Annotated in this window: 17 protein-coding genes and 2 other annotated features; all 17 genes read right to left on the bottom strand. The window is 41.9% G+C overall.

Annotated features, from left to right (window positions below; all coding sequences use genetic code 11):
* Window positions 1-6 precede the first annotated feature (6 nt).
* The 17 genes from rpoB to ispF all read right to left on the bottom strand — a co-directional run bounded on the left by rpoB (window position 7) and on the right by ispF (window position 15,037).
* The gene (gene rpoB, locus MHH54_RS00690; RefSeq protein WP_003217223.1) at window positions 7-3,588 is read right to left on the bottom strand and encodes a DNA-directed RNA polymerase subunit beta; all 3,582 of its coding nucleotides are present in this window, start codon (window positions 3,586-3,588) and stop codon (window positions 7-9) included.
* A 255-nt stretch (window positions 3,589-3,843) separates the two neighbouring features.
* Complete coding sequence (locus MHH54_RS00685) at window positions 3,844-4,449, bottom strand: class I SAM-dependent methyltransferase (RefSeq protein ID WP_034620762.1); 606 nt, start codon at window positions 4,447-4,449, stop codon at window positions 3,844-3,846.
* Between the two features lie 96 nt (window positions 4,450-4,545).
* Window positions 4,546-4,911, bottom strand: coding sequence for a 50S ribosomal protein L7/L12 (gene rplL / locus MHH54_RS00680; protein WP_003216952.1), 366 nt, complete (start codon window positions 4,909-4,911; stop codon window positions 4,546-4,548).
* A gap of 41 nt (window positions 4,912-4,952) precedes the next feature.
* A complete protein-coding gene (gene rplJ / locus MHH54_RS00675; RefSeq protein ID WP_003217048.1) occupies window positions 4,953-5,453 on the bottom strand; it encodes a 50S ribosomal protein L10 in 501 nt (166 codons plus the stop codon).
* A 69-nt stretch (window positions 5,454-5,522) separates the two neighbouring features.
* Window positions 5,523-5,663: a sequence feature (ribosomal protein L10 leader region), on the bottom strand.
* Between the two features lie 48 nt (window positions 5,664-5,711).
* Complete coding sequence (rplA, locus tag MHH54_RS00670; protein WP_003217271.1) at window positions 5,712-6,410, bottom strand: 50S ribosomal protein L1; 699 nt, start codon at window positions 6,408-6,410, stop codon at window positions 5,712-5,714.
* 99 nt (window positions 6,411-6,509) lie between these two features.
* Window positions 6,510-6,935: a 50S ribosomal protein L11 gene (gene rplK, locus MHH54_RS00665; RefSeq protein ID WP_003216956.1), complete on the bottom strand. Its 426-nt coding sequence runs from the start codon at window positions 6,933-6,935 to the stop codon at window positions 6,510-6,512.
* Between the two features lie 171 nt (window positions 6,936-7,106).
* Window positions 7,107-7,640 (bottom strand): transcription termination/antitermination protein NusG, encoded by a 534-nt coding sequence (gene nusG / locus MHH54_RS00660; RefSeq protein ID WP_003217197.1) that lies wholly within the window; start codon window positions 7,638-7,640, stop codon window positions 7,107-7,109.
* Window positions 7,641-7,810: 170 nt separating this feature from the next.
* Window positions 7,811-7,987 carry a preprotein translocase subunit SecE gene (secE, locus tag MHH54_RS00655; protein ID WP_003216942.1) on the bottom strand — a complete coding sequence of 59 codons (177 nt, stop codon included), beginning with the start codon at window positions 7,985-7,987 and terminating at the stop codon, window positions 7,811-7,813.
* A 35-nt stretch (window positions 7,988-8,022) separates the two neighbouring features.
* On the bottom strand, window positions 8,023-8,172 hold the full coding sequence (gene rpmG / locus MHH54_RS00650; RefSeq protein ID WP_012008694.1) for a 50S ribosomal protein L33: 150 nt from the start codon (window positions 8,170-8,172) through the stop codon (window positions 8,023-8,025).
* A 76-nt stretch (window positions 8,173-8,248) separates the two neighbouring features.
* Window positions 8,249-8,905 (bottom strand): RNA polymerase sporulation sigma factor SigH, encoded by a 657-nt coding sequence (gene sigH / locus MHH54_RS00645; RefSeq protein ID WP_003217132.1) that lies wholly within the window; start codon window positions 8,903-8,905, stop codon window positions 8,249-8,251.
* A gap of 63 nt (window positions 8,906-8,968) precedes the next feature.
* Window positions 8,969-9,481 (bottom strand): ribosome-dependent mRNA decay endonuclease Rae1/YacP, encoded by a 513-nt coding sequence (gene rae1 / locus MHH54_RS00640; RefSeq protein WP_003216949.1) that lies wholly within the window; start codon window positions 9,479-9,481, stop codon window positions 8,969-8,971.
* A 2-nt stretch (window positions 9,482-9,483) separates the two neighbouring features.
* Window positions 9,484-10,233 (bottom strand): 23S rRNA (guanosine(2251)-2'-O)-methyltransferase RlmB, encoded by a 750-nt coding sequence (rlmB, locus tag MHH54_RS00635; RefSeq protein WP_003217141.1) that lies wholly within the window; start codon window positions 10,231-10,233, stop codon window positions 9,484-9,486.
* A complete protein-coding gene (locus MHH54_RS00630) occupies window positions 10,217-10,648 on the bottom strand; it encodes a Mini-ribonuclease 3 (protein ID WP_003217007.1) in 432 nt (143 codons plus the stop codon). Before MHH54_RS00630 ends, rlmB begins: the two co-directional genes overlap by 17 nt.
* A 3-nt stretch (window positions 10,649-10,651) precedes the next feature.
* On the bottom strand, window positions 10,652-12,052 hold the full coding sequence (gene cysS, locus MHH54_RS00625) for a cysteine--tRNA ligase (RefSeq protein ID WP_342500567.1): 1,401 nt from the start codon (window positions 12,050-12,052) through the stop codon (window positions 10,652-10,654).
* Window positions 12,049-12,702: a serine O-acetyltransferase gene (gene cysE, locus MHH54_RS00620; RefSeq protein WP_012008691.1), complete on the bottom strand. Its 654-nt coding sequence runs from the start codon at window positions 12,700-12,702 to the stop codon at window positions 12,049-12,051. Before cysE ends, cysS begins: the two co-directional genes overlap by 4 nt.
* A gap of 81 nt (window positions 12,703-12,783) precedes the next feature.
* Window positions 12,784-13,015 (bottom strand) — a binding site (T-box leader).
* Window positions 13,015-14,466 (bottom strand): glutamate--tRNA ligase, encoded by a 1,452-nt coding sequence (gltX, locus tag MHH54_RS00615; protein ID WP_003217162.1) that lies wholly within the window; start codon window positions 14,464-14,466, stop codon window positions 13,015-13,017. Its footprint overlaps the feature before it by 1 nt.
* A gap of 94 nt (window positions 14,467-14,560) precedes the next feature.
* Complete coding sequence (gene ispF / locus MHH54_RS00610) at window positions 14,561-15,037, bottom strand: 2-C-methyl-D-erythritol 2,4-cyclodiphosphate synthase (protein ID WP_003216928.1); 477 nt, start codon at window positions 15,035-15,037, stop codon at window positions 14,561-14,563.

Here is a 15,037-nt window from a genome sequence, read left to right as displayed (position 1 = left end):
TTTCTGCTATTCTTTTGTGACTGCGTCACGTTCAAGATCGACAGGTGCGAGGTCTGCAGCATCTTCGTCATTAGATAACGCTAATCCGTCTGCTTTCTTCGTTTCCTCATCGTCTTCTAAATCTCTCATTTCTATCTCTTCTTCATCGCCAGATAGGATTTTGACATCCATACCTAAACTTTGAAGTTCTTTAATTAACACTTTGAATGATTCAGGGACACCTGGTTCAGGGACGTTATCCCCTTTGACGATGGCTTCGTATGTTTTCACACGACCCACAACGTCATCCGATTTAACTGTTAAGATCTCTTGAAGTGTGTATGCTGCACCGTAAGCTTCAAGTGCCCATACTTCCATCTCTCCGAAACGCTGACCACCAAACTGTGCTTTACCGCCAAGTGGCTGCTGCGTAACAAGTGAGTATGGTCCAGTTGAACGAGCGTGAAGTTTGTCGTCAACCATGTGAGCCAGTTTGATCATGTACATGATTCCGACTGATACACGGTTATCGAATGGTTCACCAGTTCGACCGTCATAAAGGACTGTTTTCGCATCACGGGACATACCTGCTTCTTCAAGCGTTTCCCAAACATCTTCCTCACGCGCACCATCAAATACTGGTGACGCAATGTGGATGCCAAGGTAACGTGCAGCCATACCCATATGAAGCTCAAGTACCTGACCGATGTTCATACGAGATGGTACCCCTAGAGGGTTTAACATGATATCAATCGGTGTTCCATCTGGAAGATACGGCATATCTTCTTCTGGAAGGATTTTAGAGATAACCCCTTTGTTACCATGTCGTCCAGCCATTTTGTCACCTTCAGAAATTTTACGCTTCTGAACGATGTATACGCGGACTAATTGGTTAACACCTGGAGGTAATTCATCTCCATCTTCACGGTTAAAGACTTTGACATCGTGGATAATTCCGCCGCCGCCGTGTGGAACACGTAGAGATGTATCACGTACTTCACGAGCCTTTTCACCGAAGATTGCATGTAATAGACGTTCTTCAGCTGTTAGTTCTGTTACACCTTTAGGCGTTACTTTCCCTACAAGAAGGTCTCCGTCTTTTACTTCTGCACCAATACGGATGATTCCACGCTCATCAAGGTTGCGCAAAGCATCTTCCCCAACGTTTGGAATATCACGAGTGATTTCTTCCGGTCCAAGCTTTGTATCACGAGCTTCTGATTCATATTCTTCAATATGAATAGATGTGTAGACGTCATCTTTTACAAGGCGCTCACTCATGATGATCGCATCCTCGTAGTTATAACCGTCCCAAGTCATGAAGCCGACCATAACGTTACGTCCTAGAGCCAATTCACCTTTTTCCATTGAAGGACCGTCTGCAAGGATTTCTCCTTTTACGACTTCATCTCCAACACTTACGATTGGACGCTGGTTGTAGCAAGTCCCTTGGTTAGAGCGGACAAATTTCAGCAAGCTGTATTTGTCTAGGTTTCCTTTGACTTGTTGTCCGTCGACATCTTCATAGCGGCGAACCCAAATATTTTTTGCTTCAACACGTTCTACAACACCTGGGTAACGGCAGATGACAGCAGCACCAGAGTCTTTACCTGATACATACTCCATACCTGTACCAACAATCGGTGATTCCGGCTGCATCAAAGGCACAGCCTGACGTTGCATGTTCGCTCCCATTAGAGCACGGTTAGAGTCATCGTTTTCTAGGAATGGGATACATGCTGTCGCTGCAGAAACAACCTGCTTTGGCGAAACGTCCATGTAGTCAACACGGTTTCGAGGAACAACGGTGTTTTCCCCTCTGAAACGAGCAATGATATTATCATCGATAAACGAACCATCTTCACCTAATATAGCATTCGCTTGTGCTACAACGTAGTTATCCTCTTCATCAGCAGTTAAGTAATCGATTCTCGGTGTCACTTTACCTGTTTCAGGATCAACCCGGCGGTAAGGTGTTTCAATAAAGCCGAAACGATTCACTTTTGCAAATGAAGATAGAGAGTTGATCAAACCAATGTTTGGACCCTCTGGTGTTTCAATCGGACACATACGGCCATAGTGAGAGTAGTGAACGTCACGAACTTCCATTCCTGCACGCTCACGTGTCAAACCACCAGGCCCAAGCGCTGACAGACGACGTTTGTGCGTCAATTCAGCAAGCGGGTTTGTTTGATCCATGAACTGAGAAAGCTGAGAGCTACCAAAGAACTCTTTGATAGAAGCGATCACAGGACGGATGTTGATCAGTTGCTGAGGTGTGATCGTGTTTGTGTCTTGGATCGACATTCTTTCACGAACAACACGCTCCATTCTGCTTAAACCAATACGGAATTGGTTTTGCAGAAGTTCACCTACAGAACGCAGGCGACGGTTACCAAGGTGATCGATATCATCTGTGTCACCTACACCATGAAGAAGGTTGAAGAAGTAACTGATCGATGCAATGATGTCAGAAGGCGTGATGTTTTTCACAGCTTCCTCTACGTATGCATTCCCGATCACGTTGATCACTTGCTCGCCTTCTTGATCAGACGGTGCATAAATCTTAATAGATTGAAGTTCTACTTCATCTTCTACTACGCCACCATTTGGATAAAGCTTTCTAAATCCGATGCCGTTTTCTAAGTATGGAAGAACTTTATCAAGAACTCTTCTGTCTAAAATTTGACCTTTTTCTGCTAGAATTTCACCTGTTTCAGGGTCAACTAACGTTTCAGCCAATTTTTGATTGAACAGTCTATTTTTAATATGAAGCTTTTTATTAATCTTGTAGCGTCCAACATTTGCTAGGTCATATCTCTTCGGATCGAAGAAGCGAGAGTCTAGCAGGCTTTTCGCATTTTCAACAGTTGGCGGCTCTCCAGGACGGAGGCGCTCGTAGATTTCGAGAAGTGCTTTATCCGCATTCTCTGTATTGTCTTTTTCCAGCGTGTTGCGTAAGTATTCATTCTCGCCAATGAGGTCAAGAATCTCTTGATCAGAGCTGAAGCCGAGAGCACGCAAAAGAACCGTAACCGGCAACTTACGTGTGCGATCGATGCGTACATAGACTACATCCTTCGCATCAGTTTCGTATTCTAACCATGCGCCACGGTTTGGAATGACAGTCGCAGTAAAACCTTTTTTACCGTTTTTGTCTACTTTACCACTGAAATATACACTTGGAGAACGTACTAACTGAGAAACGATTACACGTTCCGCACCGTTAATGATAAAAGTACCTGTGTCTGTCATGATTGGGAAATCACCCATGAACACATCTTGGTCTTTTACTTCTCCAGTTTCTTTGTTAATTAAACGAACTTTTACTCTTAGTGGAGCAGAGTAAGTTACATCACGTTCTTTTGATTCTGCTACAGGATACTTAGGATCCCCTAGGCTGTAATCAATGAATTCAAGAGAAAGGTTACCAGTAAAATCCTCAATTGGGGATATATCTTGAAACATCTCTCTAAGACCCTCATCAAGAAACCACTGATAAGAAGAGGTTTGAATTTCAATGAGATTTGGTAATTCTAACACTTCGCTTATGCGTGCGTAGCTTCTGCGCTGGCGGTGTCGTCCATACTGAACTAGTTGACCTGTCAACTGATTCACCCCTCAAATCATGCGTATTATATGTGTAAAAAGTATTTCAGCCTTTCAAATGTCAGTAAAGAAATACTTTTACAAGACAAAAGAAAAAAGGGTTTCTAAAATAAGAAAACCACATCCAAAAACAAATACCGATTTTATTAGTTTTCCCAAATATGCATAATTTATACAAAATAGTTGTTTTTTAAGCCTATCAAGCAAAATATACACATTGGCATTTTATAATGTTAACACAGCTAGGAAACTGAGTCAAACTTTTTTAGCTTTGATAATATAGTAGCCCTTTTTTTTCAATACAACTTCGACTTCTCCAAAGAGCTGTTCTAATTTCTCAATCGCAGATGGTCCGCCCTGCTTTTTCTGAATAACCACCCACAACTCACCTTCCGGCAATAAATGATCAGCACTTTTTTCAAAGATCGCATGTACAACTTTCTTCCCTGCCCGTATTGGGGGATTGGTCAGTATAGAGGCAAAAGCAGCTGATGAATGAACATTCGAGAACAAATCACTTTGATAGATGCGGACATTATCAACGCGATTATGTTTAGCGTTTTCCTTTGAAAGTTCGACTGCTCTTTCGTTCACATCAATCATATGAATGGTGCGGCTCGTCATTTCGTTTGCTAACGATAAGCCAATCGGTCCATAACCGCAACCGACATCTAAGATATCGCCATCCACATCAGGTTCTTCAAAAGCTTCAATTAAAAGCCTTGAACCAAAGTCGACTTCTTTCTTAGAAAACACTCCACTGTCACTTGTAAAAGTAAAGGTACGGTTTCTCAAGGTGAAGTCCCATGTCTGTTTATTGCTTTTCACTGATGGCTTTTCCGTATAATAGTGGTCACTCATGGTGAATGGACCTCCTCTGGATTCAATCGTTTCAGGAGAATAGAAAAGAAAAAGCCCGCCAGTAAAAGCGAGCTTTCCCAAAAGATTAGGCGAAGATTACTTAACTTCTACAGAAGCGCCAACTTCTTCAAGCTTAGCTTTAAGTTCTTCAGCTTCTTCTTTAGCAATACCTTCTTTAAGTGGTTTTGGAGTGTTGTCAACAAGTTCTTTAGCTTCTTTCAAGCCAAGACCAGTGATTTCACGAACCACTTTGATAACTTTGATTTTTTGGTCTCCAGCACCAGCAAGTACTAGATCAAAATCAGTTTTCTCTTCAGCAGCGGCACCACCAGCTGCAGCTACAGCTACAGGAGCAGCAGCAGTTACGCCAAATTCTTCTTCGATTGCTTTTACTAAGTCGTTTAACTCAAGTACAGTTGCTTCTTTAACTGAAGCAATGATTTCTTCGATATTTAAAGCCATTTGTAATTCCTCCATTTTAAGTTTTTTACGTTAAGTACGCATTAAGCGCCTTGTTCTTCTTTTTGATCTGCAACTGCTTTAGTAGCAAGAGCAAGGTTACGAACTGGAGCTTGAAGAACGCTAAGCAACATAGATAGTAAGCCTTCGCGAGACGGAAGTTCCGCAAGAGCCTTCACTTCTTCTACAGTCGCTACGTTCCCTTCGATGACACCAGCTTTGATTTCTAAAGCTTCGTGGCTTTTCGCAAATTCGTTGATGATTTTCGCAGGTGCGATAACATCTTCGTTACTGAATGCGATAGCGTTTGGACCTGTTAAGAAATCGTTTAAACCTGTTAGTTCAACTTGTTCAACTGCACGGCGAGTCAAAGTGTTTTTGTAAACTTTGAATTCTACGCCAGCGTCACGAAGCTGTTTACGAAGTTCAGTCACTTCAGAAACTGAAAGACCGCGGTAATCTACAATTACAGTAGACATACTATCTTTAAATTTAGAAGTAATTTCATCAACGACAACTTTTTTTGTATCGATTGCATTGCTCATGGTTACACCTCCTGTACATTGTTTGTGTAACACTTATACCGATCAGGCCATCACGTTCCTAACGAACGGTTCTCCATATAAAAAGCCTCCATTAAGACATGGAGGCTGTATATACAAGCATACGTTAACGTAAGACTGTGACATATACACCTCGGCGGGTTAATTAAGCCATAAGGCCCCTGCTGTCTACGGTATAAATGGACATATTCTATTTTACAACATTTTGATATTATCAAAATGATTGTGATAAGTCAAGATTTATTTTGCAGAGAAAGAAGATGGATCCACTTTCACACCAGGGCCCATAGTAGATGTAACAGAAACGTTTTTCACGTATACACCTTTAGCCGCTGCAGGTTTTGCTTTAAGGATTGTGTCATAGATTGTTGCAAAGTTCTCAACAAGCTTTTCGTCCTCGAAAGAAACCTTTCCGATTGGCGCGTGGATGTTACCAGCTTTATCAACGCGGTATTCTACTTTACCAGCTTTGATTTCATTGATTGCTTTTTCTACTTCAAATGTAACAGTTCCTGTTTTAGGGTTTGGCATAAGACCTTTTGGTCCAAGTACACGACCGATCTTACCAACTTCACCCATCATGTCAGGTGTTGCAACGATTACATCGAAATCGAACCAGCCTTGTTGGATTTTAGTGATGTAATCAGAATCTCCAACGTAGTCTGCTCCAGCAGCTTCTGCTTCTTTTGCTTTTTCGCCTTTAGCGAACACAAGAACGCGTTGAGTTTTACCAGTTCCGTTAGGAAGTACAACTGCACCGCGGATTTGTTGGTCGTTTTTACGAGGGTCTACGCCCAAACGAAAAGCAACTTCTACAGTCGCATCAAATTTCGCTGTATTTGCTTTTTTTGTAAGAGAAACAGCTTCAGCTACATCATACGCTTTAGTACGTTCGATTAGCTTAGCAGCTTCTACATACTTTTTACCTTTTTTAGCCATTATAAAAATCCTCCTTATGTGGTTTTAGCGGAATAACCTCCCACGAATAAGGGTTGCGAACTTGTCAAAACCAAACTCGCAACCCAACAAGACAATAAATTAATCTTCGATGACAATACCCATACTGCGTGCAGTACCTTCAACCATGCGCATAGCTGATTCAACGCTAGCAGCGTTTAAGTCAGGCATTTTTGTTTCCGCGATTTCGCGTACTTTATCACGCTTAACAGTTGCCACTTTATTACGGTTAGGTTCACCAGAACCAGACTCAATACCAGCTGCTTTTTTAAGTAAAACTGCAGCAGGTGGAGTTTTAGTAATAAATGTAAATGAACGGTCTTCAAAAACCGAAATTTCAACAGGAATGATAAGACCAGCTTGGTCAGCTGTACGAGCATTAAACTCCTTACAGAATCCCATGATATTAACACCGGCTTGACCTAGTGCAGGTCCAACTGGTGGAGCTGGGTTAGCTTTTCCAGCAGGAATTTGCAATTTAACAACTTTAACTACTTTTTTAGCCACGAGACACACCTCCTTAAAGTCCGTGATGTGGTAATAGGGGAATCCCCCTCCCACTCAACAACTTCATTCTTTATATGAATGACGAAATAACTAGCTAGCGATCTTGAGCGAACTCAAGACGTACCTTTGCTATATTACCACTTCTATACACTCATTTCAAGCTCTTTTGAATTACAATTTATCGATCTGCGTGAACTCAAGTTCCACGGGTGTTTCTCTACCAAACATATTAACGAATACTTTGACTTTGCTTTTATCGTAATCAATCTCTTCGATAGAGCCTGTGAAGTTCGCAAATGGTCCGTCGATGACCTTGACCGTTTCTTTCAATTCAAAGTCGATTTCTGTTTTGCGTTCTTCAAGACCCATTCTCTTCAGAATGGTTTCAGCTTCGCCTGGCAAAAGCGCTGTCGGCTTTGAGCCTGATCCAGCTGATCCAACGAATCCTGTGACACCTGGTGTATTACGAACAACATACCAAGAGTCGTCAGTCATCACGATTTCCACTAGGACATAGCCAGGGAATACTTTCTTTTTGACAACTTTTTTCTTACCATTTTTAATATCTGTTTCTTCTTCTTCTGGTACAACAACGCGGAAGATCTTATCTTGCATGCCCATTGATTCAACACGCTTTTCCAAGTTCGCTTTTACTTTGTTTTCATAGCCAGAGTACGTATGCACAACATACCAATTCTTTTCCATTTCGTTCAGGACTATTTAGTCCTTCCCTCCCCACATTTCGTAATGTCTATTTGACGAATCTCGAGTACCGGTAAATATTTTCAAGCAATTGAAAAAACCCGTAAAACGGGTTTTTTGGCAAGTCATATTATGATCTATTATAGCACGTTCAGCAGACCATTATTCAAGTATTAATGAATTAATTCGATTAATTGTGAGATTCCTATATCAAGAAAAGAGAAAAAGATTGCAAAGAATACGACTGTTAAAATAACAGTGATTGTGTAGCGAATCATTTCGTTTTTCTTTGGCCAGCTGACCTTCTTCATTTCTTTCCCGACACTTTTTAAGAAACTGATAATACGCATTGTAAAAGACCTCCACAGATTAAAGAACGCAAATCTTACTTCGTTTCTAAATGTGTTTTATGTGAATTACAAGTCTTGCAATATTTCTTAACTTCTAATCTTTCAGCTGCTGAAGCATCACTTTTCATTGTCGTATAATTGCGGCTTCCGCAGTCTTTACAGGCTAGAGTAATCTTTTTCCTCATATTTACACCTATTTTCTCGACATCATTTCCTTAGTACCTTATCACAGTGTCGAAAAAGCTGTCAATATAGGTTTGATTAGAGACTAATCTCGCGAAGCTCTAAATATTTCTCTAATTTTCTCTTTACTCTTTGGAGTGCGTTATCAATTGATTTCACATGACGGTTTAAATCTTCAGAAATCTCTTGATAGGATCTGCCATCAAGGTAAAGCACAAGAACCTTTCTTTCCAGCTCGCTTAGTAGTTCACCCATCTTCATTTCGATATCATCAAATTCTTCTTTGCTAATGATTAAATCTTCTGGGTTAAGCGCTTTAGCACCGGAAATGACGTCCAATAATGTTCTGTCTGATTCTTCATCATATATTGGCTTATCTAATGATACATAGGAATTTAACGGGATATGTTTTTGGCGAGTAGCTGTTTTAATTGCGGTGATAATTTGGCGGGTAATACATAATTCTGCAAAAGCCTTAAATGAAGTAAGCTTGTCCTCTCTGAAATCGCGGATAGACTTATAAAGTCCGATCATCCCCTCTTGAACAATGTCCTCTCGATCCGCTCCAATCAAGAAATAAGATCTTGCTTTTGCACGTACAAAATTGCGGTATTTCGTTATTAAGTAATCTAGCGCATCACTATCTCCGACATGAACCCTTTCAATGACTTGTTCATCTTCCAACTGGCAAAATTGCTCTCTGATGGATTTATCCTTGCTGTTGTTTAGATTCACTTCGATCCCCCCGACCGCACCTAGATAGAAATATTATACATTAATGGTTGAAATATCGTCAAGCTATTCTAGATTCCCACGCCGCCATTTTTCAAACGTTTTCAATACATCTTCTGACAATTCAATCTTGGATGCTGGTTTATCAGAAGTAATCTTTTTGACTCTCGTTTCAATCTTTCGTTCGATCACTTCAATCTCTCTTAAAAGCTCTCGAGCCGACTTTCGAAGAGCTCCTTGTCCAAAGATTGCCCATTGTTCTGTAAAGTCTGAGGTCGCCACATGAATCTGCGTCCGAATATTATTCAAATCCTGGGCAAGCTTTTCAATCCGCTCATCAGCTGTTTCATTCTCTCTCGTAAAGATGACCTCTACTCGGTGATTGATCCGCTTTTTTTCGATTCCTTTGACCATATGGGCATCGAATACGACAATGACTCGATACCCTGTGTATGCTTGATATTCTGCTAAATTTTGAATCAGTATGTCTCTGGCTTCTTCAAAGCTGTTTTCCTTTAAGTGCTGCAGCCGTGGCCAAGCACCTATCATGTTGTATCCATCGACTAAGAGGATGTCCATCTCTATTCTCCTAACGGATAACGTTTTCGATACACTTCATACATCAATAGACTAGCGGCAACTGACGCGTTTAACGAAGTGACCTTTCCGGCCATAGGCAGCTTAATCAGAAAATCACACTTTTCTTTGATCAATCGGCCAATCCCTTTTCCTTCACTGCCAATCACGAGAGCAAGCGGCATCGTGCCATCAAATTGTCTGTAATCCTGTTTGGCAGACGCATCTGTTCCCGCAACCCAGATTCCTCTTTCTTTCATCTCATCAAGAGCTCTTGAAAGGTTGGTGACTTTGGCAACAGGAATATGTTCAATTGCCCCAGTGGATGCTTTGGCAACGGTTGTCGTTAAGCCGACCGCTCTCCTTTTCGGAATCACAATCCCATGTGCACCTACAGCATCTGCTGTACGCATAATGGAACCTAAATTATGCGGGTCTTCAATTTCATCTAAGATAAGAAAAAATGGCTGTTCATTCCGCTGTTCAGCGATTTGATATAGATCGTCCAATTCTGCATATTCATATGCTGCTACTTGTGCAACGATTCCCTGGTGCTGACCTGTTACCATTTGATCAAGCTTTTTCCTCGGAACATACTGAATGGTGATATTTTGTTTTTTTGCGAGTTCAATGACCTGCTGGGCTTGTCCTTTTACAGTGTTTTCTGCCATCCAGAGCTTGTATAACTCCCGATCTGACTTCAGTGTTTCAATCACTGCATTTTTCCCAATCACATAATCATGTTGCTGACTCATTTGTCTTCCTCCCTGACGTTCCGATTTCAATCGCCTGACTAATCAGCTCTTCTAAGCGTTCGTCCTGCTTTTCAATAAATAAATAACCCATGAGCGCTTCAAACGCCGTACTATAACGATACGTTTGAACGTCTGTGTTTTTAGGCACTGTGCCTGATTTTGCATTTCTTCCTCTTTTCAGCACCGCTTCTTCTGCTTCAGTGAAAAAGCCTTGCTGCTGTAGCGTAAATAAAATGGCTGCCTGAGATTTAGCTGAAACAATTTTGCTTGCTCGTTTGTGCAGCTCATTTGGTTTTGTCGCCCCCGTTTGGAGGAGGTGATGCCTCACATAGACTTCAAAAATGGCATCACCCATGTAAGCAAGCGCAAGTCCGTTTAACTGTTTACCGTCTTTCAGCTTTTCAAAATTCAACATGACCTATTCTCCTCTTTTCCAGCGAGTACCTTGAGGAGTGTCCTCCAATACAATATTCATGCTCTTTAACTGGTCACGAATTTGATCAGATAGCGCAAAATCACGATTTCTTCTAGCCTCATTGCGTTTTTCAATTAACGCTTCTACTTCTTCATCGAGCGTATGCTTTTCTTCTAAAGAGAATCCAAGAACAGACGTGATTTCTTGGAACAAGCCGATAAATGCCTTGATCACTTCCTCCGAAGTATGATCATTTTCCATATAATAATTCGCCTGTTTCGCAAGTTCGAATAAAACAGAGATCGCATTTGCCGTATTGAAGTCATCATTCATTTCAGAAATAAATGTCGCACGCTGCTCCTCAATTTTTGCTAGCCATTCAGCATTGTCTTCCGTGATATTCGTGCTGCTCTCAAGGCGATGGTGTAAATTCGCATACGATGTTTTGAGTCGGTTAAACGCACTCTTTGTACTTTCTAATAAATCCATTGAATAGTTAATAGGGTGGCGATAGTGAACCGACAACATAAAGAAGCGGAGCACGTCAGGATCTTGTTCTTTCACAATGTCATGCACCAGCACAAAGTTGCCAAGTGATTTTGACATTTTTTCATTATCAATATTAATATACCCGTTATGCATCCAATACTTCGCAAAAGGCTTCCCTGTCAAAGCCTCGGATTGGGCAATTTCATTCTCATGGTGAGGGAATGTTAAATCCTGTCCGCCAGCATGAATATCGATCGTATCACCTAAATATTTTTTAACCATGGCCGAGCATTCGATGTGCCAGCCTGGTCGTCCTTCGCCCCACGGGCTATCCCATGAGATTTCTTGATCCTTTGCAGCCTTCCATAAAGCAAAGTCCAGCGCATCTCGTTTCTTCTCACCTACACGAATACGGGCACCTGTCTTCAGTTCATCAATCGATTGGTGAGAAAGCTTTCCGTAGCCTTCAAATGAGCGTGTGCTGTAATACACGTCACCATCCGCTTCATAGGCGTAGCCCTTTTCAATCAATGTCGCAATAAATGCAATGATATCATCCATATTTTCCGTCACTCGCGGGTGAAGGTCAGCTTTTTTGCAGCCTAGTGCACTGACGTCTTCAAAGTAGGCTTGAATAAAGCGGTCAGCAATCGTCGGGACATCTTCCCCGAGTTCATTGGCTGCTTTGATGAGCTTATCATCCACATCTGTAAAGTTTGAGACAAAGTTCACATCATAGCCGCTGTATTCTAAATACTTACGTACAGTGTCATAAACAATAGCAGGCCTTGCATTCCCGATATGAATGTAGTTATAAACGGTTGGTCCGCACACATACATTTTGACCTTTCCTGGCTCAAGCGGGACGAATTCTTCCTTCTTACGTGTCAATGTATTATAAATATTGATTGTCATGATTGTTCTTCCTTTCTGCTCAATGAAGCCAGCTCACCTTTTAGCTTTTCCATTTCTCGTTCCAATTCTTTGAAACGATCGGAAATTGGATCTGGCAAATCTTGATGATTGAGATCACGATTGATTTTCTTACCATTTTGAACGACGACTCGCCCAGGTATACCGACAACGGTGGAATGGTCGGGTACGTCCTTTAACACGACCGACCCCGCCCCAATCTTGGCTCCTTTTCCGACTGTAATGGAACCAAGCACCTTTGCACCTGTCGCAATGAGCGCATCGTCTAAAATGGTCGGGTGCCGCTTTCCCTTTTCTTTCCCTGTTCCCCCTAATGTCACGCCTTGGAAAACAGTGACGTTGTCTCCAATTTCACATGTTTCCCCAATCACCACTCCCATACCGTGGTCAATGAAGAAGCGCCTGCCAATGGTTGCCGCAGGGTGAATTTCAACCCCTGTGAAAAACCGGCTGACCTGAGAAATGATCCGCGCAAGAAAGTACAGCTTCCGCTTATAAAATGCATGCGCGATACGATGAGCCCAAATCGCATGAAGCCCTGAATAGGTTAGCACTACTTCAATATAGCTTCTAGCAGCAGGATCTTGATCAAACACAGTATCAATATCTTCTTTCAGCATTTTGAAAAACACATGCTCCCCCCGTTCTTCCCCATCAATCTCTCTTCGGACTTGCTCTCTTTTTTGGACAAATAAAAAACGCCTCTGCCATATGACAGAGACGTTTTGAAAACGCGGTTCCACTCTGTTTAGAAAGCCCTCATTTCGCAGCCTTCTCAACTTAATCCCATAACGGAGGGTACCGCCCTTGCATACTAACGTACTCGTGTTCCTCAAGGGTCTTGAGGGTGCATTTCCAACGTCTGCCCATAAGTCTCTTTCAGCCGGTGAAGACTCTTTCTGTGATGGACGAAAACATTGTACTTCTCCCTCGCAACGATTTCCTTATATTTGTTTAATGCGGTTTAATACCGTTTCTTTACCTAGTAGTTCAATACTTTGCGGAAGTTCTGGGCCATGCGTTTGTCCTGTGACAGCCACACGAATTGGCATGAATAGTTTCTTGCCTTTATGCCCTGTTTCTTTTTGTACTGCTTTAATAGCAGCCTTGATTTCATCAGGTGTGAAAGATTCAAGTCGTTCAAGCTGACCAGCAAAAGATGCCATGACTTCTGGTACTTGCTCCTCTGCTAGAACTTCCTTTGCCTCTTGATTATACTCAATTTGCTCCTTAAAGAACAACTCTGTTAACTCAACAATTTCTGCTCCATAGCTTAATTGTTCATGATACAGAGCAATCAGCTTGCGTACCCACGTGTTTTCTTCGTCTGACAGCTGCTCGCTTACCTTGCCTGCCTTTTGAAGATGCGGAAGCGTTAACGCAACAACCTGATCAAGATCAAGTGCCTTCACGTATTGGTTATTCACCCATTTTAGTTTATGCATATCGAATAGAGCTGGTGACTTAGAAAGTCGGTTTACATCGAAAATGTCGATGAATTGCTCTTTTGTAAACAGTTCTTCTTCGCCCACTGGAGACCATCCAAGTAGTGCAATGAAGTTGAATAGGGCTTCTGGTAAATAGCCCAAGTTTTTATATTGCTCGATGAATTGAATAATGGATTCATCACGCTTGCTTAATTTCTTGCGGTTCTCGTTCACAATCAGCGTCATATGTCCGAATAGCGGAACATCCCAGCCGAATGCATTGAAGATCATGATTTGTTTAGGCGTATTCGAAATGTGATCCTCTCCACGGAGAATGTGAGTCATTTTCATCAAATAATCATCCACTGCTACAGCGAAGTTATAAGTTGGCGTACCATCTTTCTTCACAATGACAAAGTCACCGATGCCGTCTGTCTCAAATGAAATATCGCCTTTGACCATGTCGTCAAATTTGATAATTTCTCCTTTTGGCACTCGGAAGCGGATGCTTGGCTCTCTTCCTTCAGCAATCAGCTTGTCCTCTTCTTCTTTTGATAAATGACTGCATTTACCAGAATATCGAGGCATTTCACTGCGGGCGATTTGTGCTTCACGCTCTTCCTCTAGCTCTTCAGCCGTACAATAGCACTTATACGCCAAGTCCTTCTCTAGCAGCTCATCATAATACTTTTTATAAATATCATTACGCTCTGATTGTCTGTAAGGGCCGTAGCCGCCATCTTTATCAATGCTCTCATCCCAATCAATACCGAGCCATTGCAGGTGGCGAAGCTGGCTTTCTTCTCCGCCCTCTACATTACGCTTTTGATCCGTATCTTCGATTCGAATAATAAATTTGCCGCCTTGACTGCGTGCGAACAAATAGTTGAAAAGAGCCGTTCTAGCATTCCCAATATGTAAATGACCAGTTGGACTCGGTGCATAACGAACACGCACTTCATTTCCCATGAGTTTAACTTCCTTTCATCTGCATCATGTTGTCTGACACCAATTTTTTATAAACGTATTTTATCATCAAATCCCATTCTCATCAAAATGAGTTTTACTTTTTCTGAAGAAGCACAGTTGCCTGAGAGGCAATTCCTTCGCCTCTTCCTGTAAATCCGAGTTTCTCTGTCGTTGTTGCTTTCACATTCACCTGTGTGACATCTGCCTCAAGCGCTTCTGCAATCTTCTCACACATCGGTTGAATGTAAGGTGCCATTTTGGGCTTTTGCGCCATGATGGTGCAATCAATATTCACAAGTGTGTAGCCTTTTTCCTTTACTAGTGCCCACACATGTTGCAGTAATTTAAAAGAATCCGCATCCTTAAACTCAGGATCTGTGTCTGGGAAATGTCTGCCGATATCTCCTTCAGCAATCGCACCTAGGCAGGCATCTGCCACTGTGTGAAGCAGTACATCAGCGTCTGAATGCCCAAGCAGCCCCTTTTCATAAGGGATGGTGACCCCGCCAATAATCAAAGGTCTTCCCTCTGTTAATTGATGTACATCAAAGCCTTGTCCTATTCTCAACAT

Origin of the sequence: Bacillus sp. FSL K6-4563, assembly GCF_038630405.1 — a bacterium.
Taxonomy (GTDB): Bacteria; Bacillota; Bacilli; order Bacillales; family Bacillaceae; genus Bacillus; species Bacillus pumilus.
This window is presented reverse-complemented; position numbering and strand designations above follow the sequence as displayed.